This window comes from Affinundibacterium amnicola (genome assembly GCF_014284275.1).
GTDB classification, from domain to species: Bacteria; Pseudomonadota; Gammaproteobacteria; order Burkholderiales; family Burkholderiaceae_D; genus Undibacterium; species Undibacterium amnicola.
In genome coordinates, this window is the sequence record NZ_JACOFU010000002.1 from 443,275 (window position 1) to 468,658 (window position 25,384).

General features: G+C 44.7%; 21 protein-coding genes, 2 tRNA genes and 1 pseudogene. 14 read left to right on the forward strand and 10 right to left on the reverse strand.

The features are described 5' to 3' along the window. Positions 1–337: 337 nt before the first annotated feature. The 5 genes from H8K33_RS06175 (at position 338) to H8K33_RS06195 (ending at position 3,279) form a co-directional block, all read left to right on the forward strand. Complete coding sequence (locus tag H8K33_RS06175) at positions 338–547, forward strand: hypothetical protein (RefSeq protein WP_186890115.1); 210 nt, start codon at positions 338–340, stop codon at positions 545–547. Between the two features lies 1 nt (position 548). After that, on the forward strand, positions 549–1,043 hold the full coding sequence (locus tag H8K33_RS06180; protein ID WP_186890116.1) for a DUF6882 domain-containing protein: 495 nt from the start codon (positions 549–551) through the stop codon (positions 1,041–1,043). 41 nt (positions 1,044–1,084) lie between these two features. Beyond that, entirely contained in the window at positions 1,085–2,053 is a 969-nt protein-coding gene (gene thiL, locus H8K33_RS06185) for a thiamine-phosphate kinase (RefSeq protein ID WP_186890117.1), read from the forward strand. Positions 2,054–2,105: 52 nt separating this feature from the next. Next, positions 2,106–2,615 carry a phosphatidylglycerophosphatase A family protein gene (locus H8K33_RS06190; RefSeq protein ID WP_246443379.1) on the forward strand — a complete coding sequence of 170 codons (510 nt, stop codon included), beginning with the start codon at positions 2,106–2,108 and terminating at the stop codon, positions 2,613–2,615. A gap of 178 nt (positions 2,616–2,793) precedes the next feature. Continuing rightward, the gene (locus tag H8K33_RS06195; protein ID WP_186890118.1) at positions 2,794–3,279 is read left to right on the forward strand and encodes a CinA family protein; all 486 of its coding nucleotides are present in this window, start codon (positions 2,794–2,796) and stop codon (positions 3,277–3,279) included. Between the two features lie 90 nt (positions 3,280–3,369). Here the strand turns inward: H8K33_RS06195 and pyrF are convergent, their stop codons facing one another. The 3 genes from pyrF to H8K33_RS06210 all read right to left on the reverse strand — a co-directional run bounded on the left by pyrF (position 3,370) and on the right by H8K33_RS06210 (position 5,747). Beyond that, the gene (pyrF, locus tag H8K33_RS06200; protein WP_186890119.1) at positions 3,370–4,188 is read right to left on the reverse strand and encodes an orotidine-5'-phosphate decarboxylase; all 819 of its coding nucleotides are present in this window, start codon (positions 4,186–4,188) and stop codon (positions 3,370–3,372) included. Positions 4,189–4,331: 143 nt separating this feature from the next. Further along, positions 4,332–5,507 carry an acyl-CoA dehydrogenase gene (locus tag H8K33_RS06205; RefSeq protein WP_186890120.1) on the reverse strand — a complete coding sequence of 392 codons (1,176 nt, stop codon included), beginning with the start codon at positions 5,505–5,507 and terminating at the stop codon, positions 4,332–4,334. Positions 5,508–5,672: 165 nt separating this feature from the next. Further along, positions 5,673–5,747, reverse strand: a tRNA-Arg gene (locus H8K33_RS06210). Between the two features lie 320 nt (positions 5,748–6,067). On the opposite strand from H8K33_RS06210, the gene H8K33_RS06215 reads away from it, so the two are divergent. Beyond that, positions 6,068–7,984, forward strand: a complete 1,917-nt coding sequence (locus H8K33_RS06215) for an ATP-binding cassette domain-containing protein (protein WP_186890121.1) — start codon at positions 6,068–6,070, stop codon at positions 7,982–7,984. An 87-nt stretch (positions 7,985–8,071) separates the two neighbouring features. On the opposite strand, the gene murJ is transcribed toward H8K33_RS06215, so the two are convergent. Beyond that, positions 8,072–9,625, reverse strand: a complete 1,554-nt coding sequence (murJ, locus tag H8K33_RS06220; protein ID WP_186890122.1) for a murein biosynthesis integral membrane protein MurJ — start codon at positions 9,623–9,625, stop codon at positions 8,072–8,074. Positions 9,626–9,792: 167 nt separating this feature from the next. Here murJ and H8K33_RS06225 point away from each other — a divergent pair. Continuing rightward, positions 9,793–9,883, forward strand: a tRNA-Ser gene (locus H8K33_RS06225). A gap of 61 nt (positions 9,884–9,944) precedes the next feature. Here the strand turns inward: H8K33_RS06225 and H8K33_RS06230 are convergent. After that, positions 9,945–10,226 (reverse strand): annotated as a pseudogene (locus tag H8K33_RS06230) (type II toxin-antitoxin system RelE family toxin). Then, positions 10,216–10,464, reverse strand: coding sequence for a type II toxin-antitoxin system Phd/YefM family antitoxin (locus tag H8K33_RS06235; protein ID WP_186890123.1), 249 nt, complete (start codon positions 10,462–10,464; stop codon positions 10,216–10,218). The pseudogene H8K33_RS06230 and the gene H8K33_RS06235 overlap by 11 nt, the downstream one beginning before the upstream one ends. A gap of 656 nt (positions 10,465–11,120) precedes the next feature. Here H8K33_RS06235 and H8K33_RS06240 point away from each other — a divergent pair. After that, a complete protein-coding gene (locus H8K33_RS06240; protein ID WP_186890483.1) occupies positions 11,121–12,923 on the forward strand; it encodes a M61 family metallopeptidase in 1,803 nt (600 codons plus the stop codon). Positions 12,924–13,042: 119 nt separating this feature from the next. Here H8K33_RS06240 and H8K33_RS06245 read toward each other — a convergent pair whose 3' ends face one another. Then, positions 13,043–14,653 (reverse strand): M1 family metallopeptidase, encoded by a 1,611-nt coding sequence (locus H8K33_RS06245; protein WP_186890124.1) that lies wholly within the window; start codon positions 14,651–14,653, stop codon positions 13,043–13,045. A 326-nt stretch (positions 14,654–14,979) separates the two neighbouring features. Here H8K33_RS06245 and H8K33_RS06250 point away from each other — a divergent pair, with 326 nt between their 5' ends. Next, a complete protein-coding gene (locus H8K33_RS06250; protein WP_186890125.1) occupies positions 14,980–15,615 on the forward strand; it encodes a response regulator in 636 nt (211 codons plus the stop codon). A gap of 85 nt (positions 15,616–15,700) precedes the next feature. Here H8K33_RS06250 and maiA read toward each other — a convergent pair whose 3' ends face one another. Together maiA and H8K33_RS20145 are read right to left on the reverse strand one after the other, a co-directional pair. Beyond that, the gene (maiA, locus tag H8K33_RS06255; RefSeq protein WP_186890126.1) at positions 15,701–16,357 is read right to left on the reverse strand and encodes a maleylacetoacetate isomerase; all 657 of its coding nucleotides are present in this window, start codon (positions 16,355–16,357) and stop codon (positions 15,701–15,703) included. Positions 16,358–16,390: 33 nt separating this feature from the next. Beyond that, entirely contained in the window at positions 16,391–18,814 is a 2,424-nt protein-coding gene (locus H8K33_RS20145) for a DUF349 domain-containing protein (RefSeq protein ID WP_222613312.1), read from the reverse strand. Positions 18,815–19,306: 492 nt separating this feature from the next. Here H8K33_RS20145 and H8K33_RS06265 point away from each other — a divergent pair, with 492 nt between their 5' ends. From H8K33_RS06265 to H8K33_RS06280, 4 genes are all read left to right on the forward strand, one after another. After that, positions 19,307–19,732 (forward strand): hypothetical protein, encoded by a 426-nt coding sequence (locus H8K33_RS06265; RefSeq protein ID WP_186890128.1) that lies wholly within the window; start codon positions 19,307–19,309, stop codon positions 19,730–19,732. Between the two features lie 232 nt (positions 19,733–19,964). Continuing rightward, positions 19,965–20,312, forward strand: coding sequence for a hypothetical protein (locus H8K33_RS06270; RefSeq protein ID WP_186890129.1), 348 nt, complete (start codon positions 19,965–19,967; stop codon positions 20,310–20,312). Then, positions 20,312–21,178, forward strand: a complete 867-nt coding sequence (locus tag H8K33_RS06275) for an HDOD domain-containing protein (protein WP_186890130.1) — start codon at positions 20,312–20,314, stop codon at positions 21,176–21,178. The genes H8K33_RS06270 and H8K33_RS06275 overlap by 1 nt, the downstream gene beginning before the upstream one ends. Before the next feature lie 110 nt (positions 21,179–21,288). Beyond that, on the forward strand, positions 21,289–22,269 hold the full coding sequence (locus H8K33_RS06280) for a GGDEF domain-containing protein (RefSeq protein ID WP_186890131.1): 981 nt from the start codon (positions 21,289–21,291) through the stop codon (positions 22,267–22,269). Positions 22,270–22,357: 88 nt separating this feature from the next. On the opposite strand, the gene H8K33_RS06285 is transcribed toward H8K33_RS06280, so the two are convergent. Continuing rightward, on the reverse strand, positions 22,358–23,704 hold the full coding sequence (locus tag H8K33_RS06285; protein WP_186890132.1) for a porin: 1,347 nt from the start codon (positions 23,702–23,704) through the stop codon (positions 22,358–22,360). A gap of 410 nt (positions 23,705–24,114) precedes the next feature. Between H8K33_RS06285 and H8K33_RS06290 the strand changes: the two genes are divergently transcribed. Then, positions 24,115–25,353 carry an SGNH/GDSL hydrolase family protein gene (locus tag H8K33_RS06290; RefSeq protein ID WP_186890133.1) on the forward strand — a complete coding sequence of 413 codons (1,239 nt, stop codon included), beginning with the start codon at positions 24,115–24,117 and terminating at the stop codon, positions 25,351–25,353. The last annotated feature ends 31 nt before the right edge of the window (positions 25,354–25,384 follow it).

Below are 25,384 nucleotides of genomic sequence, written 5' to 3' on the forward strand. Positions count from 1 at the left end.
ATTCTAGCAGACAGGCAACATTTGCTTCATACGTATTTATACGAGTTCTATGACTTTTTTGCATAAGTGATCTGAAAAACAGATGAATAGCCCATCATTCAATAGCTAAACACTATCATTCATCACAAATTCATTTGTTTGGTGCAATAAAATTAATTTAAAAACAAATGTATTCACCAACATGACGCATCGCGCATCAATAGAAATATGAAAAATAGCCAACAAATTTGCTTAATGATGTGAATTACAGTATTTTTTTGAAACTTAAATAAATTGCCTGAGTAAATATCAGCATTCCCAATGAATGCGATTTAGTATTCAATTTAGGCATCACAACATGTCAAAGCGAATTCATATGCAAGCTGCGCAGGCAATCAAAAAAGCAAGAAGAAAAACAAGCCAAACAATCAGCCTCAAGTTTGATGAATACGATATGCGACATTCTTCTGGACACGATACGATCAGTGCACAAGATAGACAAAGAGCTGTCACTCACTACGCCGATACGAGCGGCTTCTCATCAACGCGTTTAAAGTCAGTAAACTAATATGGCCAAACTACATAATCGGGAAGCTAGTCTTGATGCCTTGATTGCCGCCAGTGCAGATGAAGCTCAAATCGCAAATATGCTACACAATTCAACTTGGCGATTAGGTGAAGAAAAATCTTGGCATTTGGATCAAAATAGCGGACAGCTTTTACTGACTTTTGATGATGGAACTTTTGCTTTAGCGCCAGCGCAAGTGATTGGCACTTTTCACCACAAAGACAGCACATTTATGTGGGGCTGGGATCATCCATCCGTATTGCCTGCGTTGAAGCGCAATGCCATCACGGTGAGAGAATTCGGCAAAAAACAAAAAACCAAAGAACTCACCAAAGGCAATGTTCAATGTAGTGAACATCGAGCCTGGGAACTCACTGCCTTGGCGATGCGTTTGAATCAAGCCAAAGGTGCTTACAGAATAGAAGTTAAACCAGGCGTCAGCATGTTTTTAAACTTTGGTGAAGTTCAAATCGCCCAAGAAGCCGGATCTCTGTGACATTTTCAACCTGATTCGAAAAGCATTCGCTACAATGCGACATGCTCTCAGAATTTGATCTCATCAAACAATATTTCGTACAAAATTACGCTGCCGATTCTCGTATCGCATTGGGAATCGGTGACGACTGTGCGTTAATCAATCCCAGCCCCGGCATGCAGCTCGCGATCTCAAGCGACATGCTGGTATCTGGTCGTCACTTTTTCCCCGATGCAGATCCATACCATCTTGGTCACAAATGCCTCGCGGTGAATTTGTCTGATCTTGCAGCGATGGGAGCGAAGCCGCTGGCATTCACCTTAGCACTGTCACTGCCAGAAGCGAACCCAAATTGGCTTTTACCATTTTCCAAAGGCTTACTCGATCTCGCACAAACGCACCACTGCCGTTTGATAGGTGGAGATACCACGAAAGGACCGCTAAATATCTGCATTACCATCTTTGGCGAACTCCCTCCAGGTACTGCATTACGACGTGATGCAGCTCAAGTAGATGACGACATTTGGGTGTCAGGAACCTTAGGTGATGCACGGCTAGCGCTCGCCGCTTACTGGAAAGAGTTACCACTCTCCCCAGAGGATCATCGCCAAGCCGCAACCCGTATGCATACACCAACGCCACGCATCGAACTTGGGATTGCCTTGCGAGGAATCGCGCACGCAGCGCTCGACATATCAGATGGTTTAATCGGTGATCTCGGCCATATTCTAGAAAGCTCGAAACTAGGCGCCAGTTTATTTATCGATCGTTTGCCTGCCGGACCAGTACTTCGTCAACAATCACTTGAACAGCGCCGTACATTCACCTTGGCTGGTGGGGACGATTACGAACTCTGTTTTACCGCGCCAGTACATCAGCGTGAAGCCGTGATTGCAGCAGGCATAGCCAGCAACACAAATGTCACCCGGATTGGGAAAATTGAAGCCAATCAAGGTCTTCGTCTACTTGACGACAATCATCAAACGATAAAACTCTCGCTCCAAGCTTTTGATCACTTCACTTCAGCATAGACGACTACATTAACTGCCGCATTAACTGCCACTTCAGCCACGACATAAAACTATGGAAAGCAATCCACATCCCATTTTGAAACCAAGTGCTGCATTTATGTTGGCACATCCCGCACACTTTTTGTCACAAGGATTTGGCAGTGGCTTGTCGCCCATCATGCCAGGTACCGCAGGAACACTATTCGCTTGGCTGAGTTTTGCGGTATTGAGTGTACGTTGGCCGCATATTTTCACGCCGATGAACTGGGGAATTATTATTGTCCTAGGCTATTTTCTAGGTGTCTGGGCATGTGAGGTTACTGGAAAAAATCTTGGTGTCGCTGATCACGGCAGTATGGTGTGGGATGAGATTATCGCCTTCTGGTTAGTTTTGCTTTTTATCACGCCAGCACCTTTCATCACGCAATTGTGGGCCTTCATTGCATTTCGTTTTTTTGACATGGTCAAGCCACCTCCAATAGGCTATTTTGATCGTCAATTTAAAGGCGGATTTGGCGTCATGTTTGACGATATCGTTGCGGCTTTTTTTGCGCTGTTGGTATTTGCGCTATGGCGCGCATAAGCTATACAGAATATTCGATAAACATCAGGAACATGGTGAGCAAACAACATGTTTGCGTCTACGACAAAATCCCACCTTAAATTCCTACACAAAAATCACCGCAACAAAGTATCGAAGTGCTACAGTGTTTCTATGAACAACAGATCAAATTTATTGATCGACTCAACAGGAGACCATCATGAATGACATGCTAGACCTCGCAGAAAAAGTTGGCGAAGCACTCAAAGCAAAAAAACTTCTACTCTCCGTTGCAGAATCGTGCACAGGCGGTGGCGTCAGTTGTGCTTTGACTGAAATCGCTGGTTCCTCGGAATGGTTCGATTGTGGCTTTGTGCCCTATTCTAATTCTGCAAAATCCGAAATGCTCAACATCCCTGCTTCACTGATCGCCCAACACGGCGCTGTCAGTGAAGAGATCGCGGCGGCAATGGCAGAAGGTGCATTAGCCAATTCCGAAGCGCATGTTTCCTTATCCACGACAGGCATCGCAGGGCCAGGAGGGGCGGTTCCCGGTAAACCAGTTGGTACAGTATGTTTTGGTTGGCGTGTTGGCGGCGTCACCCATACTGAACGAAAAGTATTTAGTGGAGATCGTCATGCCGTACGCGAGCAAACTGTGGCGCATGCACTGACTAAGTTGTTACGTTATGTGGATGAAATTTAATTCTTAAAACACCCTTTGCCATTCCAGTACAGCAAAAAAAGGCGCGAAGAATTCTATCTACGCGCCTTTTGTTTTTTCTCCGAATGTCAATTAACGAAATTGGTTAATCGCATCCCGCGTTTCCAATGCAACCCGGCGTGCAGCCTGTGCATAGGTTTCATCAACCACAGGCTTGGCATACAAAATCGCCCTTGACGAATTAATCATCATGCCTGTGCCATTAGCGGTACGGCCAGCACGTACCGTTGACTCTACGTCTCCACCCTGCGCGCCAACGCCTGGGATCAACAAAGGCATATCACCAATCAAGGCACGCACTTGCGCGATTTCATTCGGAAATGTCGCCCCAACAACCAGCGAACATTGACCATTCGTATTCCATTTATCGGCGACCAATTGCGCTACGTGCTGGTACAAGGGCTTACCACCAACATCTAAAAATTGCAGATCAGAGCCGCCTGCATTCGAAGTACGACACAACACAATCGCACCACGATCTTTCCACTCTAAATACGGCGCAACCGAATCAAAACCCATGTAAGGATTCACCGTCACCGCATCGGCGTCATAGCGCTCAAAAGCTTCGCGCGCATACTGCTCAGCAGTAGTGCCAATATCACCGCGCTTGGCGTCCAAGATGATAGGAATATTTGGATAAGTCGTTTTGATATAACGGCAAATTGCTTCCAACTGATCCTCCGCGCGTAAAGCTGCGAAGTAGGCAATCTGCGGTTTGTAGCTACACGCCAAATCTGCAGTGGCATCAACAATCGCCTTGCAAAAGGCATAAATCGCATCAGGCTGACCTGTTAACTCAGCCGGAAATTTGTTCACATCAGGGTCTAAACCTACACATAACAAGGAGTTATTAGTGGTCCAAGAGTTGGAAAGTTTTTGCAAAAAAGTCACGTGAGTTCTCTTTGATTAGAAATGAGTTCGCGAACACGAGCTCAATAAAAAAGGGATAAAACCCGTAATCTCAACAGGTTTTTATCCCTCCATTATAAACCATGGCTTTTTCGTCCTAGGCAAGTTACAAAATCAGCATTGATTTAGAAAGCTGCAATCCCAGTTTGCGCACGTCCCAAAATCAAAGCATGAATATCGTGCGTACCTTCATAAGTATTCACCACTTCCAAATTCACCAAGTGACGTGCAATACCAAATTCGTCCGAAATCCCATTGCCGCCCAACATATCACGTGCAGTACGTGCAATATCCAGAGACTTGCCGCAAGAATTACGCTTCATGATCGAAGTGATTTCAACCGCGGCCGTGCCTTCATCTTTCATACGACCGAGACGCAAGCAGCCTTGCAGCGCTAGCGTAATTTCAGTCTGCATATCCGCAAGCTTTTTCTGCACTAACTGATTCGCCGCCAAAGGTCGTCCAAACTGAATCCTATCCATCGTGTATTGACGCGCGGTATGCCAGCAAAATTCAGCAGCGCCCAAAGCGCCCCAAGCAATACCGAAACGTGCAGAATTCAAGCAAGTAAATGGCCCTTTCAAACCTTCCACATGCGGCATCAGATTTTCTTCTGGCACGAACACTTCATCCATCACAATTTCACCAGTCACTGAAGCGCGCAACCCAACCTTGCCATGAATCGCTGGCGCAGACAAACCTTCCCAGCCTTTTTCTAGAATAAAACCACGAATACGACCATCATCGGTTTTTGCCCAAACGACAAACACGTCAGCGATCGGACTATTGGTAATCCACATTTTGGCACCGGTCAGCAAATAACCACCATCGACCGTCTTAGCACGCGTCACCATGCTACCGGGATCAGAGCCGTGATCTGGCTCAGTCAAACCAAAACAACCGATCCACTCGCCTGTCGCCAACTTAGGTAAATACTTACGCTTTTGCGCTTCGCTACCAAACTCATTAATCGGCACCATCACCAAGGAAGATTGCACACTCATCATAGAACGATAGCCAGAATCGATACGCTCTACTTCACGCGCGACCAAACCATAACAAACATAATTCAAACCTGCACCGCCATATTCAGCGGGAATCATCGAACCAAGTAAACCGAGCTCACCCATTTCACGGAAAATCGCAGGATCAGTCCGCTCATTGCGAAAGGCATCCAAAATCCGCGGTGCCAACTTTTCTTCGCAATACACACGCGCAGCCTCTTGTACCATACGCTCGTCGTCGCTCAATTGGGAACTCAGTAACAGTGGGTCTTCCCATTGAAATGATGCTTTTGCCATATTAGTCTCTCAAATTCTTGTGGTTTATCGTAACGTGATTGCGATCGGAATATTCCAAGGCAACGTCAACTCGTTATTAGAGCAACATGCTAACCTATTTAGCGCAAAGTGGAAATTTTAACTGTATCAATTTATTAACTGAAATTGACATAAATATGGGAAATTTGGTCCCTCCGACAAGAATCGAACTTGTATCCCACGCTTAGGAGGCATGTGCACTATCCATTGTGCTACGGAGAGACTTTCGGGCGGCTCGCAAAACCCTTGACTTTACTTATTGGGGCGCAATTCAGCGTTGGTTGTCCTCGCAATACTTGTGTATTGCTGCGGGAACCGCCTCGCCTTGCGTCCCGATGAAGAACTTTTCAAGCCGTCCTCGTTTCGTTAACGTCAATGTCAAACGAAGCCCACCATCTTACCTGACAGACCAACAACAATCAAATGCAATCCAAGCCAAACGATGAAACCAATTACAACTAGCGTACAATAGCGCCTTTCCTCGTTTTAAACGATCCTTAATTACCCGCATCGGCTCTCTTTAGCTCGGCAGAAGTTTTTTTATGGCAGTCATCTCTCTTAGTAACGCGCAACTGGCTTTTGGTCACGTTGCCCTCCTCGATCATGCAGAATTTTCCATTGAAACCTCAGAACGCGTGGGTTTAATTGGTCGTAATGGCACGGGCAAATCGTCTTTGCTTAAAATCATTGCAGGTAAATTTAAACTCGACGACGGCCTCTTGGTGATGCAACAAAACATCAAGATTGCTTATGTTGAGCAAGAACCGCAATTTGATCCGGATCAGTCGGTGTTTGACGCAGTCGCTTCTGGCTTAGGTGACTTACCAAAACTTTTGCAAGAGTATGAAGCGATCACTGGCCAATTTGGCGGTGATAACGACGACGCATTGATGGAGCGCATGCATGATATTCAAGTACAGCTCGATGCGGCCGACGCTTGGAGTTTAGGTAATACCGTTGAGACGACTTTAGAGAAGTTAAATTTATCCAAAGACGCGATCATGAGTACGCTGTCTGGCGGTATGAAAAAACGCGTGGCATTGGCTTGTGCTTTGGTCAGTGCGCCTGATGTTTTATTGCTCGATGAGCCGACCAATCATCTGGATTTTTCTTCGATTAAATGGTTAGAAGGCTTGTTGAAAGATTTCAAAGGCAGCGTCCTGTTCATTACCCATGATCGTAGCTTCCTCGACAATGTGACGACCCGTATTATCGAATTGGATCGCGGCAAGATCACTTCTTTCCCGGGCAACTTCACTACTTACCAAGTACGCAAAGAAGAACAATTAGAAATCGAAGAAGTCGAAGCAGCGAAGTTTGATAAGTTCTTGGCGCAAGAAGAGATCTGGATACGCAAAGGTGTGAAAGCCCGTCGCGTGCGTGATGAAGGCCGTGTTAAACGCCTAGAACAATTGCGTCTGCAACGTGCAGCGCGTCGTGATCAACAAGGTCAGGTTCGCCTTGATGTGACGACTGGTGAGCGCTCCGGCAAGATCGTGGCGGAACTCGAAAACGTCTGTAAGAGCTTTGGGCCTAAAAATATCGTCGATAATTTCTCCAGCATTATTATGCGTGGCGATAAGATCGGTTTGATCGGTCAAAATGGTGCAGGTAAAACGACTTTACTGAAAATGATTTTAGGTGAAGATCAACCTGACAGCGGCACAGTAAAGCAAGGTAGTAAATTGCAGATCGCTTACTTCGATCAGATGCGCACGCAACTGAATGAAGAAGTCAGCTTGGCAGAAACGATTTCACCAGGTAGCGATTTTGTCGAAATCAATGGTCAGCGTAAGCACGTCATGTCTTATCTCGGCGATTTCTTGTTCGCACCAGAACGTGCGCGTTCACCAGTTAAAACTTTGTCTGGTGGAGAGCGTAATCGCCTCTTATTAGCACGTTTGTTTGCCAAGCCAGCCAACGTCTTGGTGCTCGATGAGCCGACCAATGATCTCGATATCGATACCTTAGAATTATTAGAAGAACTGCTGGAGGATTACGATGGCACGGTGTTCTTGGTCAGCCATGACAGAACCTTCCTCGACAATGTGGTCACGCAGGTGATTGCGTCCGAAGGTGATGGCCTCTGGAAAGAATACATCGGCGGCTATACCGATTGGGAAACTTACAAAAACTCTCCAGCAGGCAAAGCAGTAGCAGCGCCAAGCAAACCGAAAAGTGATAACAAATCACCAGTCAGCAGCATGACTGCACCTGCGGTTAAAGCAGAAGCCAAGCCGAAAAAGCTCAGCTACAAAGAGCAAAAAGAATTGGATGAATTGCCGACTTTAATCAGCAATCTAGAAGCCGAACAAAAGACCATTTCTGAAAAACTCGCCGACGGTGATTTCTATAAAGACGCCACGCCGGACGCCATCAAAAAACTCAATGAACGCTTTGCCGAGATTGATGAGTTGCTGATGGCAGCATTAGAAAAGTGGGAAGCCATCGGCGGTTAAGACCATGCGATGTTAAACACCATAAAAAAGAGAAGCTCAATGGCTTCTCTTTTTTATGGTGGCAACGCTTAAATGTGCAAACAAATACTAACGCGAGACTTTTCTAAAATCGCGTAATCGAAATCCCATCACGAACAATGCGCTGAAATACACCAGCATACAAGCCACAATCAAACCTCCCATCAAGGCCGCTCGTATCCAACGATTACTTTGCATCGCCAACCAATCGACTTGCATGGATAATCCATAGCCGACCAAGCCCATTAGCAACAATGCCGCACCTAGCTTCATAAAAAACTTCAACCATCCTGCCGAAGGAATATACAACTCGCGCTTTCGCAAGCCCCGATAAAGCATTGCCGCATTGACGCATGCGCCCAAGCCTACCGATAAAGCCAAACCTGCCTGCTGGATGAAAGGCACAAACAACACGTTCATCAACTGCGTGATCAGCAAAACGATCATCGCGATCTTCACTGGCGTACGAATATCTTGTTGCGCATAAAAACCAGGTGCCAAAATTTTGACCAAAATTAAACCGGTTAGCCCCACGCCATAAGCGGCGACGGCTTTGGCCGTTTCATTCACCGCATGCGCATCAAATTTACCGTTGTGGAACAAGGTCGCGGTTAACGCATCTGACAAAGTGAGCAAACCAATCGCTGCTGGCAATGCCAACAAACAAGTTAAACGCAAACCCCAATCCAGCAAAGAAGAATATTCCGTCTTATCCGCATTCGCTTTGGCAGCAGACAAACTAGGCAGCAAAACCGTACCGAGCGCAACACCCAACATCGCAGAAGGAAATTCCATCAAGCGATCTGCAAAATTCAATTGAGAAGCGCTACCGTCAGGCATAAATGAAGCCCAGGTGGAATTGATCATGATACTAATTTGAGTGGCTGACACTGCCAACACCGCTGGCCCCATTTGTTTTAAAACCCGACGTACTTTAGGATCACGCAAGGCAAAAGCCGGATTCCAAGAAATTCGTGGCAACATGCCGATTTGTATCAAGGATGGAATTTGAATGGCTAACTGCAAAAGTCCGCCAACAAAGACAGCACATGCCAGCGCATAAATTTGTTTTTCTTTTCCAAACCAGGTTAAAGAAAAATACGCCGCGACGATGAAACAAAGATTGAGTAAAACGGGCGTGAAGGCCGGAATCTTAAAACGCCGCCAGGTATTCAAGATACCGCTAGACAACGCAACTAAAGACATGAAACCAATGTACGGAAACATGATGCGTGTGAGATTGACAGTCAAATCAAATTTTGGCGTTCCCAAAAAGCCCGAGGAGAACATCAATACCAAGACAGGGGCGCCAACCACGCCGATCACACAGGTCACTAACAAAGCCCAGACCAAGACGGTGGCGACATGATCGACCAACTCTTTTACTTCTGCATCCGAACTATTATTCCGATATTCAGCAAGAATCGGCACAAAGGCTTGCGAAAATGCCCCTTCTGCAAACAGTCGTCGAAAGAAATTAGGAATTTTAAATGCCTGCACATAAGCATCCATCATCGCGGTCGCGCCAAAATAAGCGCCAAACAAAACATCACGGATCAAGCCCGTGATACGCGACAACATAGTCATACTGCTAATTGCAGCCAGTGTTTTTAATAAGTTCATGGGGCGAGATTATAGCCTTTGCCCATGACAAAATTGAGTACTCAATACAAGAAACGCCAGCAATTCACGAGAAACTCGACATTTTTGCATTTACCGTCAAAACAATCTCTGCTATACTTTCGAGCTTCCCAAATGGCTTTAAGCAATTAAAGGCGTTTGACGAATTCGGAGAGATGGATGAGTGGTTTAAGTCACACGCCTGGAAAGCGTGCGTAGGTTCATAGCCTACCGGGGGTTCGAATCCCCCTTTCTCCGCCAGAATTTAAAAAGCCGCACAATTTCGATTGTGCGGCTTTTTTATTTTACACTTGCAGCTCAATTACCGCTTAGCCGCGACTTGGTATACCGCGTTTCGTTCACGTTTACCGACCGCCACAACGATCACAATTAGTTCATTGTCACGTACTTCGTACACTAATCGGTAACCAATGCTACGCAATTTAATCTTATAGCGATCTTTATGACCAGTTAGCTTTGAAGACGGTACGCGAGGATTTGTGAGGCGCTCAGTAAGCTTTGCTTTGAATTGCTCTCACGTGCTGCTATCAAGCTTACGCCATTCTTTCAATGCTTCGTCTAAAAAACCAAGCTCAAAGCTCATCAAGCTTCACCTTCACAATTGGCTGACCTTTGCGTGCTTCAGCAATCGCGTTGAGTTCTAGATCTTCCAAACGATCCATCAAAGCTTCATAGGCTTTTGCTGGAACACAGTAAAAAGCTGGCTCATTACGATTAAGGATTGCGACAGGCATGCCCTCGCCAGCAGCAACTGTCCCCATAGGATTCTTCTTAAGTTCTGAGACGCTTGCTGATGTTTCAGCTAGTATGAGATGGGGCATATAACACCTATAGGACTGTTTAGAGCACCAATATTAGCACCATTAACAGGTCTTAACAAGAATAACAAATGTGACTTCATTACCGTAAAAATCGCGCTAATAAGCAATGATGAACCCAATAAAATCAAACGCTTAGACAAATTCACGCACCACTGAAATGGTTCTCGAAATTAGACTAAGGCCATTTATTGCTGGCTCGCTTCATAACATAGCCACCCAAGCTCATAGCCTACCGGGGGTTCGAATCCCCCTTTCGAATTTGGAAAGCCGCACAATTCGTGCAAATCAACACTTGCATCACTCCCTTCAAAAGAATGAAAAAATATTTTCACTAACAAGAACCGATCCACATAATCTTGGTCTATGCACCGCGACAATGCCATAAATTTCAAACACACATTTACTGGCATAAATCCATGTTGAAATCAGAATAAATCGATTGAAAGACTTAAAAATATGCTTTATTTCAAATCATACAGAAAATAAAGGCAGTTCAATCCGTAGAAATAATTTTTCAAATCGCATCTTCGTTGACAAGCCATAATTTTGCATTCATGCTTGCCGCGCACTGCTTTTTTCTTAAAATCGCTTGATCAAACATAACATCTTAGACAATGAAAAAGACTCTCTTACGATCATTAGCGCTTGTTTGCGCGATGGCTTCTCCATTCGCTTTTGCGGATGTCAGTTATCAAATCAAAATCACCAATCCAGCGCAACATTTAGCAGAAGTGAAGATTGACTTCCCTGCTGTGTCTGGGAAAAGCTTGGATGTACAAATGCCGATTTGGCGTACAGGCCGCTACGAAATTCTGAACTTAGGCAAAAATGTACGTCAATTTGCGGCGACCAATGGCAAGGGTAAAGCGCTGGCATTTACCAAAACCGACAAAGGCACCTGGCAAGTAAAAACTCAACTAGGTGATACGGTGAAGATTTCTTATGAGATTTTTGCGAATGCATTGGGCGAGCGCACGCAGCACATTGATGACACGCACGCCTACCTTGATGCCAGCGGTGTCTTGATGTATGCGGCACCATTTCGTAGCCAACCTGTCAAAGTTAGTTTAGACACGCCCAAAAATTGGATCTCGCGTTCTGGCATGGATAAGGGCAATTGCGACAATTGTTTCGTCGCCAAAAACTACGATGTCTTAATTGATTCACCGATAGAAACTGGCGAACATGAATTTCACAGTTTTGATGTCGATGGCCACACGATTGAATTAGCGATCTGGGGTCGTGGCAATTATGATGGTAAAAAAATGGCTGGCGATTTAAAGAAGATCGTTGAAGGCGGCCGCAAATTATTTGGTCCGTATCCATTTAAGCGTTACTTATTTATCGTGCATGCGACTGATGGCGTTGGTGGTGCGACCGAGCATTTGAACTCCACCGTGATTCAAAAAAATCGTTGGGGTTTCTCACCTCGTAAAGAATATCTGGGTTTCTTGCGCACTGCTGCACATGAGTTCGTACACACGTGGAATGTCAAAGCCTATCGTCCAAAAGAGATGGTGCCTTACGAATATCAAAAAGAAAATTACACACGTTTACTGTGGATGGCAGAAGGCAATACCTCCTATTTTGAAGAGCTACTGACTTTACGCGCAGGCATACAAACGCGTGATGAATTTATGGAAGAATTATCGAAAGCGATGTTTGCTTACGAACACCAACCAGGTCGCTTCCAACAAAGCGCAGCTGAATCTAGCTTTGATGCATGGATAGACGCAGGTGGTGAACGCGCACGCAATGCCTCGGTCAACATCTACAGCAAAGGTATGTTGTTAGCCCATGCAATTGATATTGAAATCCGTCGTCAAACCAAAGGTGCGAAAGGTTTCGAGCATGTTCATCAATATTTATACCAACACCATACAGTTGATAAAGGTGGTTACACAGAAGCGGATGTGCGTACTGCACTCAAGACTGTCACAGGCAATGATTGGTCGGCTTGGTGGTCTAAGTACGTTGACAGCACAGGCGAGATTCCATTCACTGAACTACTGAATCACGTTGGTATGCGCTACGTCATCGAAGGCGGTAAAGACGATGAACAGAAAGAAGAATGGTTCACAGGCTGGCGCACTCGCGACACCAGCGATCATCCTGTGGTGATTGAAGTGGAACGTGATAGTCCAGCATGGAAGGCTGGCGTGGTGGCTGGTGATGTTTTGGTTGCGGCAAATGGTTTGCGTTTAACACCAAAAGATATCAACGACAAACTGTGGTTGATGCAACAGACTCCAATCAAACTGTCTGTTTTCCGTCGCGACGAATTGCGTGAAATCGCATTCACACCTAGCCGTCAAGTGAAAGGCAAAGCGAAAGTGAAAGCAGTTGATGCGGCCAACGATGAACAAAAAGCGCTCAATGCCGCTTGGTTGGGCGTCGCCTGGCCAGTCGCAAAACCAGCAGCTGCTGCTGCGGCAGGATCTGACAAAGCAAAAGAGTAATCTTTGAAATTGTGACCGCAATAAATTCGATCAACAAAAACGCCAGCAAATCGCTGGCGTTTTTGTTTGCTATGGCAGAACTTGCTGTCGCAAGAGAGTCGTATCAATGTCAACAGCAATTATTTTTGCTCAATCTTTGCTTCGAACAAAAGCTTGACCATCGGATCAAGACTGAGGGACTTGGGCGCTGACTGCATAGGGAATTTAAATTCGTTTATCTTGTTTTGGATACGCACAGTATGTAATTGAAATTGCGCAGCGCTGCCTTGCGTTGCAAATTCAAGCGGGAAATCAAATTGTGCTTGCGGTTGCAACTGCTCAATTTTTAACTGAAGCTCTTTCTTCAAACCATCGTACTTCCATTGCACAGCCAATTTAGGATACCCAGCCTGATACAGCCATTGTTGAAAGAATTTCGATAAATCCTTGCCTGACACCTGCTCCATCGAGGCCTGAAAATCTGCACTCATGGCATTCTTTCCTGCAAATTTTGCATAGTAATGGCGAATACCTTGCCAAAACAATTCATCACCCAATTCTTGTCGCAGCATATGCAAAACCCACCCCGCCTGCTCATAAGTATTCGGGCTCAAAACGTTTTTCGGATCTTCAATACTGACATCGACAATCGGTCGAACAACTTTTTGATGATAACGAATCACCTTGTCTCGATTTGCCAGTTGTTGCTTGACGAACCGTTCACGGCCATAAGTATGTTCAAGATACAGATTGGTGAAATATGTCGCGAATCCTTCGCTCAACCATACATGATGCCAATCATTTTCCGTCGCCGAGTTACCAAACCATTGATGCGCAATTTCGTGTGCGATTAACGCTTCTTGTTCGCCTTTGCCAGTGACAGAATTTTCGAAATAGAAAATGGTATTCGCGTTTTCTAAACCACCAAAACGCGTCTTTGATTGTACATTGGCGAGCTTTTTATAAGGATAGGGACCTATGTTTTTCTGAAAGTAATCCAAGGCTCGAACCGCCACGCTATAGTCATAAAATCCCTCAGATCTATTTTGTGGAAATACCCAACTGGTAATCGACACATCATTTAGCTTTGCACTTTCTTGCATTGCAAATCGGGCGACGCCAATGACCATTACTTTGACCGGAATTGCCACGTCTTCTCGCCAGTGGGTTAACTTACGCCCATCTGCTAGGCTACTCTCCTCGATCTTCAAGCCGTTGGCGACGACCGCATAATGATCGGGCGCAGAAACGATGAACTCAACCGCTGCTTTATCGCTTGGATGATCAACACTCGCCAGCCATTGCCGCCCTTGATCTGGCCAATTATCCGCAAAGAATACTCTGTCTCCATATTTATTTTTACTGATATGCAAACCTGAACGCGGCTCACCTTCATATTGAATCGCTAATTCCAATTCGCCTTTTGCAGTTGTCGTCTCAGGCAATTGAATTTTTAACTTATCCCCAAGCTGCTGATTGATCAGTTCTCTATTCGCTAAAGTAACGGCAGTAACGCGCATTCCTTTGCCGCTTGCATCAACGCCTCCCAAATCCAACACAATTTCGTTTACGCTCTGTAAACTGCGGATATTTACTAAGGCCTTCACTTTAATTTGCATATTTTGATCGTTTAAATCAATAAAGTACCGATACCGCTCAACATCGATCGCTGGATTTCGTACATAAAAGTCACGAGCAAAAGCTGAAGTGATTGCGCTCAGCAAAAATAGGAGGCTTACAATTTTTTTCATATCGAAATATCACCATTTAACAGAATTGCGAAAGCGCAATTCCTAAGGATTACAACAAAATTACTTGATTCAATCAGATTATACGAAACGAACTAAGGCAACATAGACAATACAACACAATAAAAAGTCCACAAAAGCTGAACTTTTTATATTCAGCCAAGCTCCAAGCATAGTAAAAAGACCTTTAAACAAATTCATACGCTGAGCATAAAGTAGAATCTGTTCAAATTTCACCTTTTTTCACAAGGTAGGACTTGTTTCCGCACCGCGTATCACATATTATTAATTTGAAGTTTGTAAAAACATCCACGTTCAGGGAGCTACTGATGGAAACTCGCCATAGCAGTAAACAGCCCGACTGGAATTCGCACAAATTGCGCGCTCTTTCGAATCGGCATGGTGCGATACAAGGTGGCAGAGCTAGTATCACTTTCTTTTCAGATACTGTCGGTGAAAACATCTTCTTATCAGATGATGATAATGACGACAATATTGTTTTCCTTACCGAGGGTGACGAAAACAGTTCAGATAAAGCAAGCATATCTCCCTGGAAAATTCTCATTGCGGACGATGACAACAATGTGCACGACACTACGGTGTTAGCGCTCAGCGGAGTTGAAATCCACGGAAAACCACTCGAATTTCTGCATGCTTTTTCAGCGAAAGAAGCACAAGAAGTCGCAGAAAATCATCCTGATACGTCTCTGATTCTTCTCGATGTGGTGATGGAAACCGTCGATGCAGGCTTAAAACTGGTCAATATCTTACGTGACGATTTATCACGAAAAAATTTGCGTATCGTATTAAGAACGGGGCAACCTGGGTATGCAAAAGAAAACATCATGGGAAACTATGCGATTGATGGCTATGCGACCAAATCTAAATTAACACGTTCCATTTTGATCAGCATGTTAAATGAAGTTTTGGATTCAGATACAGACAAAGATTCCTTGCCAAACTAAATCCAAAGCGACTATTGGCTTCTTCATGATGGCAAATTATCGATAGTAGAAAAATTAAAAAAGCCAGGAATTTCCTGGCTTTTCTTTACTCTGCATCAGGCTGATTAGCAGGTGCTGCTTGCTGAAACGCCGGTAACGCAAGACAGCGCTGATTTATTTCCAAAATGATTGGCATAGCACTCAAATCACATTGAAATCTCTGTGCATTATAAATCTGCGGTATCAGGAAGCATTCTGCTAACCCTGGCTGATCGCCAAAACAAAAATTGCCTCGTCGCGAATCGCTCTTCAATCGATCTTCGATCACCTGCAAACCAAGCTCGCACCAATGTCGATACCATGCATTTTTTTGTTCATCACTCGCGCCAAAGTTTGCGCTCAAATACTTCAAGATACGCAAATTATTGACGGGATGTATGTCGCAAGCAATCGACAAACACAAAGCACGGACATAAGCACGATCAGCGATATTTGTCGGCAACAAGGTCGGTGAAGAATACTTTTCTTCCAAATATTCAATGATGGCGAGTGATTGGCTCAATGCGATTTGATCACCCTCATGTTCATCAATCAATGCTGGCACAAGTCCTTCCGGATTAATCGATCGAAAAGACTCAGAAAACTGTTCACCGCCATTTTTGACTAAATGCACAGCCACTTGCTCGTAACTTAAACCTTTCAAGTTCAGCGCGATCCTCACTCGATAAGAGGCTGAGCTTCGAAAATAACCATATAACTGCATACTTATCCTTTTCAATACGTCTCAAATGATTGCTTACGCAAAATAGCTCGCATCAATTTTGCCCAACAATGCCTGCAATCGTGCGTTGCGCAAAGCACTTTGATGTACAGGCAAATCCAGCATTGTCATTAACAAGCTCTGTATCTGCTGCTGATCACCGCCGCTCTTGAGCGCTTGTTGTAAGACCTCCACTTGTTTCTTCAAACGCTCTCTCGCTAATTCGGCTGGGCTATCAATGCCCAGCAAAATTTCTAGATGCAAGCATAGCTCATCCCAACGAGACGCATTGTCACCCGTTTCCTGCGCAAACTGCGGCCATGCTTCTACCGCTAGATTCGTAGCACGTGCAAATCGTGATTGAATCACCTTACCCAACTTCGTTCCACGCAGTTGAATGGCTTCCCATTCTTGCTTCACTTGATCAATTTGTGACAAGTCGCCGCCTTGCATCAAGGTGAATTCTAACTTTTGACAAAGCGCCACTGCTTGTATGAATTGTTGGGATTTTTGCTGAAGTTCCTGCGTTTGCAGCGAATGCATTAGATCTTTCAAACGCGATAATTGGCTCTGAAATTCCTGTTCAATTTTCTGTTCATTCGCACGTGGCACATAACCTATCGATTTCCAATTGGTATTTGCCTTGTCGATCACGTTACGCAGTAGTGCGCGGTCGCTTGTATTCACATTTGCTAGTTCGTCACAAATAACTTGTTTTGCTTCAAGATTACTGAGTCGCTGCAAATCGGCAGATTCAGCAAACGCACGTTTTTTCTCAAACACACCATCACATGCAGCGCGAAAGCGCTCCCACAGCATCTGTTCATCTTTACGTGGCAATGGAACCGACGCTGCTTGCATTTGCCAGCGCTGCTGTATGCTACGCAACTGATCAATTGAAGACTTTTGCGCGCTATCCAAAGCAAGTACTTCCGCAATCATTTTCTCGCGAGACTGCACTTCTTCTGACTGTCTTTGCGCCAGTGGTGCTTTTAAAGAATTGAGGAGCTGATCAAAGTCTCGATCTAAACGCGCTTTTTCCTTACGATCTAACTGCCCTATCTTTTTCCAGCCTTGTTGCATCTCAAAGATCTTGGCATGCAAGGATTTCCAATCGTTCAGATTATTTAACGCTTGCTGAACATCGTTCGCGCATTTTGCCAGCAACGCTTCTGCCTGAGCCAAATTGCCTTTACGTAGCTCAGCTTGTGCTTGAAAGTGCTGCGCCGCTGGCGCATACACCACACTACAAGCAGCATCAAAGCGCAACCATAATTCTTTCGGCGCACCGCCACTACTATCCATTTGCCGCCATTGATCTCGCAGAGCCGAAACAGTTTCAACAATTTCCTGTGGGGTCAAACTTAAAGACGTCAACTGCTCAGCGGTCTTGATCAATTCGTCACGAGAAACATCGCCACTCCACTTTGCCAAAGACATCCAATGCGTCAGTTGATTTCGTGCCGCGATTAAACGCTCTTTCAAATCGGCACTTAACGAAGATCGCTGGTCAAATTGCTTAACATCGACATGCCGCAAATCGCGTTCAATCTGACGCGCCACATGCAATTTCCCCTCACCCAATGCATTTTCGAGCTGCGTGATGAATTGTTCAATTTGTGTCAAATCCATTTGCACAAACGGTGCGGCTTGCTTGCTTGATTTTGACTTAGTGACAGAATGCGCCTTCGTAGTCGAACGATCGGCATCAGAGGTATTCGTATGCTCGGTCGTCACGCCTTGCACCGTGTCGATTGCTACATTTTCTTGTTGCGGAGACGAATCAGGATCACTAAAAGCCGCCACTTGTTGCGACGCTTTGTACGTCGCTTCGAAATGATTTAATTTCTTTTGCGCATCAAGCAATAAATGCTTAGGCAGTCCACCTGCCAATGGATGATCGTGCGAGGTTTGCAGTAGGTTTTTCCATCGTTGCATCGCTGCTTCGTAGTCAAAAGATGCTTGTGATGCTTGTTGATCAATTTCTTGCATCAACTGTAAAAGCTCTCTTTGCAATGCGAGCTGTGCATTCATGCGTTGCTGCAATGCATTGCGCTTCGATTCAAAATCACGCGACATTTCTGCAGAAACGGCCTTTAGCTGAGCAAATTGCTTATCTAAATCAATCAACTGATTTGCCAAAACCAGCTCTTGAGACAACAAAGAATCAGCTTGCTGCAAAAGGCTCAAGGCCGCTTGTTGCGTTTGTTCCTGTGCTTGAATGTCATCAAGACGCGCCTGCATTAATTTGGCTGCGCGCTTATCAATATTGCGTACAAGCTGCAAAGCGCGTTCTAGATAAGCTGGTGTCACAATGGACTGCGCTGCAAGATAACGGCCATCTGCAAAATCACAGTCTGCTAGTAAGCTGAGCAATGCCTCTTCGTTGTTTAAGTTTGCATTAATTCTCTGAAGGTAAACTTGGCGTTCTTGCTCTTTAGTTTTTTGTTTATCCTCCACAAGTTGGTTTTTTTGCAGTATTTGTGCCGCAACTTGTTCTGTTGATGGGTTAACAGACTTTCGTGAAACTAATTTAGATAAAAATTCAAACATAACGATAATTTAGGATGTCTGCAAAGGGAGAAAACGATCATGATAACAAGACTTAGGATCATTCCGCAAAATTTGATCATGCAAACAAAGCAAGAAGATTTCAATTTAAGCCACGTAAACCCAGATTTTCCATTAGACACATCTACGGGGCGATTTGTGTGCTGACGGCGCATTTTTGACCACTCTTGCTGCTGTTCGTTGTCAATACCTAACTATTGACGCTTCATTCGCAACAAAACTGCCTCAAAAAGTGCATCCGCCATCATCACAAATCCGAATGGAAAATCTGGGTTAAACACTTCCAACTGAAACATCTTGTTGCAATTTCATCTTATGCCTGTGTCCTCCAGACGCACACGATTTCGTTATTGACCTACTTACTACGTAAAGGAGTCAATCATGACAATCACCCGCTTTAAGAATGTGCTGTTCAGTATGATCTGCATCTGCAGCGCGACGTTCAGTATCGCCGCGCAGGCAAGTGACCGTCACCATCATCGCTATGATCAACGTGAAGTAAGGCACCGAGGTCATCAGTCGACATATCAGCATATTTACTACCCGCACCACCGCGCGTATTTTTCACCGCACTCAAGAACCTGGTTCTGGCTTGAAGGTTCACGTTGGCACTCTGGCATTCGCTTGCCGATTGCGATCAATACCCATATCGGTGGAATTCCCATTCAACTAAGTACCGCAACACCCTATTACGAACACCGTTATATTGAACGTCGCTATCCTCGTCCTCACTATAGAATCAACGAGCGACCACATCGGCACGATTATCATCCTCGACACCACAATGGCAACCCAAGAAATTGGTAAATCTGCCGTCTGCAAAATCTGCCACCTTGAAAAATCCCCCCAATCAAAGTGGCAGATCAAATTCCAATGAAAGCCGCCTAGCAATGCTAGAATTCATCAGAATCTGCCGGTCTTTGTAAAGTGATCTGATGATAGGAATTCACTAGATTCTTGACTATCTCGCTTAATTACAACAATGTTTCATTTTCCAACGTAAAAATCATTACACTATTTACTTAGGAGATTTTTCATCATGAATAAGAAACATCGCTATGTTGAATTAAGCAAAATCAGTGTCGGCGCCATCTTGGCTGAAGACCTACTAGATAAACAAGGTCACGTCTTATTACCTGCTGGAACCGCATTAAGCGCAGCAATGCTCAAGGCAATGGCACATCATGAAATTCATCACCTGCCCTTATTGAACACAGATGAGGAAGAAACGCAGACAACAGAAAATCCTGTAGATAGCGCTGCGCAGGAGCAGCGATTGGATAGACTGCATCACATATTCCGACATATCACGAATGAAACCGCGCCAGAAAGTGCGACAGCAATCTTAAAAAATTATCTCGAATCTTATCGACGAGGAGACGCATAATGACGCCCTTGATTAACGATCCGAACGACGATCAAATTTCGATTGAAGAAGTCATCAATAAAATCAATGAGCTGCCTAGCATGCCAGAGATTGCGCGAGAAATGCTGAATGACTTGAATAACGAAGACATCAGCATGGAAAGTATCGTTGAGAAAGTCGCGTTGGACCAATCGCTCGCGGCAAAAGTCATTCAATTAGCGAATACATCGTATTACGGAAGTAATTCCAAAGTTGTGACGATTCAACAAGCGGTATCGATGCTGGGTACAAAAAATCTCAAGGATATGATTCGCGCCAGCATCTTCAATAAGCATCTACCAGTTCCACGTTGTCGAGGCTTTGATAACAAAGCGTTTTGGCGACACAATATGGCAACCGCAATCTGTGCTGAAGTGATTTCCCGAACCCTTCACCTCAAACATGATTTTGCCTTTACGGCAGGTCTGCTCCATGACATTGGACGCTTAGTGCTGGTGTCAAAATTTCCCAAACATTATGAGCAAGTGATTGACTGCGCCAAAGAAAATGACTGCGGCTTAATCGAGGCTGAACGCGCGGTTCTTGGCGTTGATCACGTCGGTGTTGGGCTCATTCTGGCTTTGCAATGGAATTTCTCAGATGTTATCCAAGATGCGATCCGTGGCCATCATGCTCCCGACGACCAGGAGCTTCATCCAATTGCTTCGATTATTCATGTCGCCAATGCCATCGTGCATGGCTTAGATCTGAGTGAAACCGAAGATGAGTTGGCACCACAAGTCTCGCAGTTTGCCTGGGATAATCTGGGTTTAGATGAAACCGCATATCATGCAATTTTTCACGAAACAGAACTTCGTTTCGAAGCGATGAATCAAATTCTTCAATAAACAAGGAATATTTAAAATCTGTGACAATATATTTGTCACTCATTCTTCCATTTACGCATAAAATAATGGATAACTATTGAACAACCCACCGCGTTACACTTGAGGCTACTTTGGAACATTTAAAGGATTTCAGACATACCCAATTCAAAGTAGGCGATATTCAACTTTTCAAAAACATTAACAAAGAAGAGCTCGCGAACATTAAACAGCAACTTGATGCTTGCTCAGTAGTCCGTGTCAAATCAGGAGAAATTGTCCTCGATAGTCAAAGCTCTGGTGCATGTTTATACATTGTCCTTTCTGGCACGCTCGCTCTCACATCCAATACCGCAAAACGACAACTTGAAAACTCTAGTATTCAATACTTTGCGGGGGAATGTGTAGGCGAGATTTCTGTTTTAGACGAAGAGGCAAGCACCGCGACGATCGCTGCTGTCACCGATGCCGAGCTGCTGTTAATTGATTCTGTCATCATGTGGCGCTTAATCGATGAATCAAATGGTGTCGCGCGCAATCTACTCCAACTACTGTCATTTCGCATCAGAACGACCAATGCGCAATTACGCAATCGACAAAAAGTCGGTGAATTTTATCGCCAGCTTTCCATGGTGGATGGTTTAACTGGATTACATAATCGTTCCTGGCTCAATACCCAACTTCCCGGGCTGATCGAGAACGCCCATGCAACTGAAACTGATCTCAGCATTATCATGGTTGATCTTGATCATTTTAAAAAATTCAACGACCAATTTGGTCATGTGATGGGAGATGAAGCTTTACAAGTCGCCGCCAAAGTTGTCAGCGCAGGCTTACGCCCCAGCGATTTTGCCGCGCGATATGGTGGCGAAGAGATGATTATCATTTTACCCAATACCAGCAAGGAATCTGCTCTGATCGTCGCAGAACGTCTGTGTGACAGAATTCGCCATGCACAAGTTTTCAAAGACAATGACCGAGCCTTACCGCACATCACAGCCTCACTTGGTCTGGCAACACTTGCTGAAGGTCAGGATGGTCTAGCGGTCATTTCCACTGCTGATGCAGCTTTATACCGAGCAAAAGAACGCGGCCGCAATCAAGTAGCGCTATAAAAAAAAGCGCATTTTTTAAAAATGCGCTTTTCACTTTCATACGCGATAGTATTAATTACTATCGCGCTTCATTCAAGCTTCTAAAAAATTAGAAGCGATGACGGATACCAAATTGGAAAACTTGGCCTGATTCACCTGGAAACTCGGTGAAACCACCTGATGCACTTGCGGCGCCTGGTGCGTATTGGCCATCATTTTGATTCTTGGTATAACCAACTACGGCATAAACATCCGTACGCTTAGACATATTGTAGTTATAACCTAAACCGTATTGTGTTACATCGCTGTTAGACAATGTTCGGTCATCTTGGAAGCTATATGAAGCCATGATACGACCATTACCCAACTTGTAATGCATACCTAAGCTGTAGCTATTAGCGTCGAGTTTAAAGTTCTTTGTAATATTCGTTCTGAAAATTGTCGTCCATGCCGCAATCACTGGAGCAGGTACACCACCAGCGCGCAAGCCTGGTGTGATTTCCAAATCCCAAGCATCGAAAAATACTGGCAACAAAATCGAATTTTCGTTGCGCATTGTTTGATAACCAGCAAATAATTTGAAGTCATCAAATGCATAAGAGCCGCCGACTGTGGTGGTTACCAAGCCAGTAGATCCATCCGTATTTGTGCCGCGATTATAGCCGACACCAACATCGAATCCGTTTGCTTTATAGCGTACATTACCCGCCATAAAATCTTTATCCAGTCCGATATAGCCGGAATTTTTAAAACCGTACATCAAAGAACCGCCAAAACCATTTGGCAATTCAATACGATATTGAACAGACTTATTGGAACGAATTGCCATACCAGCAGTTAACAAACCACCAGTACCACCGGTAATACCACCCCAACTACCCGCCATACCGCTTTCAAATGCATCAGCGGAATTAAACACCTCATATGCTGGGGTGTACATACGTCCAGCCAATACCGCACCAACAGGCGTAATCAAACCAACCATTGCCATACGATCAAACAAACCACCATCTGGACCACCGCCGCGCGACAAGATTAATGGGGAAGTTGCATTGACATTATATTTAGGCTGCAATGCAGAACGTACGCCAGCCAAAGTTTGAGCTGCTGCCCCCTTCAAAGCCGCGCTACCGAAATCAGGAAAATTCATCCCTTTCGTTAAAGCGTAGCCCTGATAATCACTCAAGTTACCTGTTTTGTTACTACCGGTGTCGACTTCAACACGCGCTTCCAAATTGAAGATCGCCTTGTATCCGCCACCCATGTCTTCAGTACCTTTGAAGCCGATACGAGAACCATCTGCAATACCACTGACCATCTTAGTCTGCGTATCTTTACCTAACTTACTTACCTGAATACCTGCATCCAAAATGCCGTACAAGGTTACATTGGTCTGGGCCAAAGCTGGCATCGCAAAGCATGCGCCCAATGCCATTGTCAAAAATTTCATTTTCATTTTTTTGTCTCCATATAGGTGCTTAAATCAATCCAAAACGAACGTACGTACTAATTTCATTTGTTAAAATATGACATTGATCTCAGCCCTTGTATAGGATCGAAGTTAAATTTGTAAAGCTTGTCGCAAATTTTACATACATAAATACCTAGCCTTATATTTCACAATACTCACCATAAAAATACTTGATTTTATCTATGAGAATTTGATAAAAACAGGCACCAATTTAAGGAATTCAAAACCTCAACATCGGGCGATTTTGGTTCTATTTTTTCGAGTACATATTCTAATTTTCAGTGTCGTTTAATTGCACCTTGCCTACCCCATTTTGAATTCAATGGCATATAGTGAAGCTCTCAAAAAGCACAAGCGTTCGTTTAGCAATAACTCATAATTAGTCAGGAGACAAAATGCGTCATTTAAAATATTCACTCACTCTTATAGCTGCTGCGGTTCTTGCCGGATGTGGTGGCAGCGGCGGCGGCAGCGCAACCGATCCTGCACCGAAAATTAAATTTACTTCACAAGTTGCTTTTGGCGATAGTCTGAGTGATGTGGGTACTTACAAAGTTGGCACAGTTGCTGCACTCGGCGGTGGTAAATACACCATCAACAGCGCGACTGCAAAAAATTGGACTGAAATCGTCGCTGCCGATTTGGGCTTGCCTGCACCATGCGCAGCGCAAACAGGTCTCGAAGGTTTGGCTTCTCAAGGTTTTAATGTCCCAGTAAAAAATAACTCTGGCTGCACAGGCTACGCACAAGGCGGCGCACGAGTAACCAACCCAGTTGGACCTGGCAATAAATTATTAGGTGGAAATAACGCAATTTTGGGACAAATGACAGTTCCTGTTGTTAAACAAATTCAAAATCATTTGGATGCGAATGGTGGTAAATTTTCAGGCACTGAAGTTGTATTTGTCAGCGGCGGCCCAAATGATGGCTTCATTCAAGCGAGCACTTTATCGGCAGCAGCAACAGCCGCTGCAACTGCCGCTGTGACAGCAGCAGTACCTGGTCAAATCCAAAAAGATATCGCAAGTGGCGTATGTAAGCCAACCGATGCTCAAGCAAGTAATTGTATTGCCGCAGCTGTTGCGACCTTAACACCAACAGTTGGTGCTCCGGCTGGTGCTGCTTATGCGAAAGCAAATGCGCAAACTTATGTTGATGCGATGGGTACAGCCGGTACAGAATTGGCTGGCTATGTCAACAACATGATTTTAGCGAAAGGGGCGAAATACGTTGTGGTCGTCAACATGCCGGATTTGAGCAAAACGCCAGACGCCTTGAAACAATCTGCTGATACACAAACTCTGTTAAACGGCATGACAGTCACGTTCAATGCGCGTTTATTAGCGGGCTTAGCGGGTAACGACAATGTCTTGTTTGTTGATCTGTTCACTCGCTTCCGCGATCACGCGGCTAATCCAAGTGCGTACGGTATTAGCAATGTCACGACACCAGCGTGTGACTTAACACCGGCAAAAAATCCTTTGGGATCTTCGTTGGTTTGTAGCGCGAACAACTTAATCGCTGGCGACACAAGCAAATACTATTTTGCCGACAACGTACATCCAACGCCACTTGGACAAGCTTTATTCGCTAGCTACATTTCAGACGAATTAGCCAAGCGTAAGTGGAAGTAATTTGAAGCGAAAATTACACTGACTTGATACA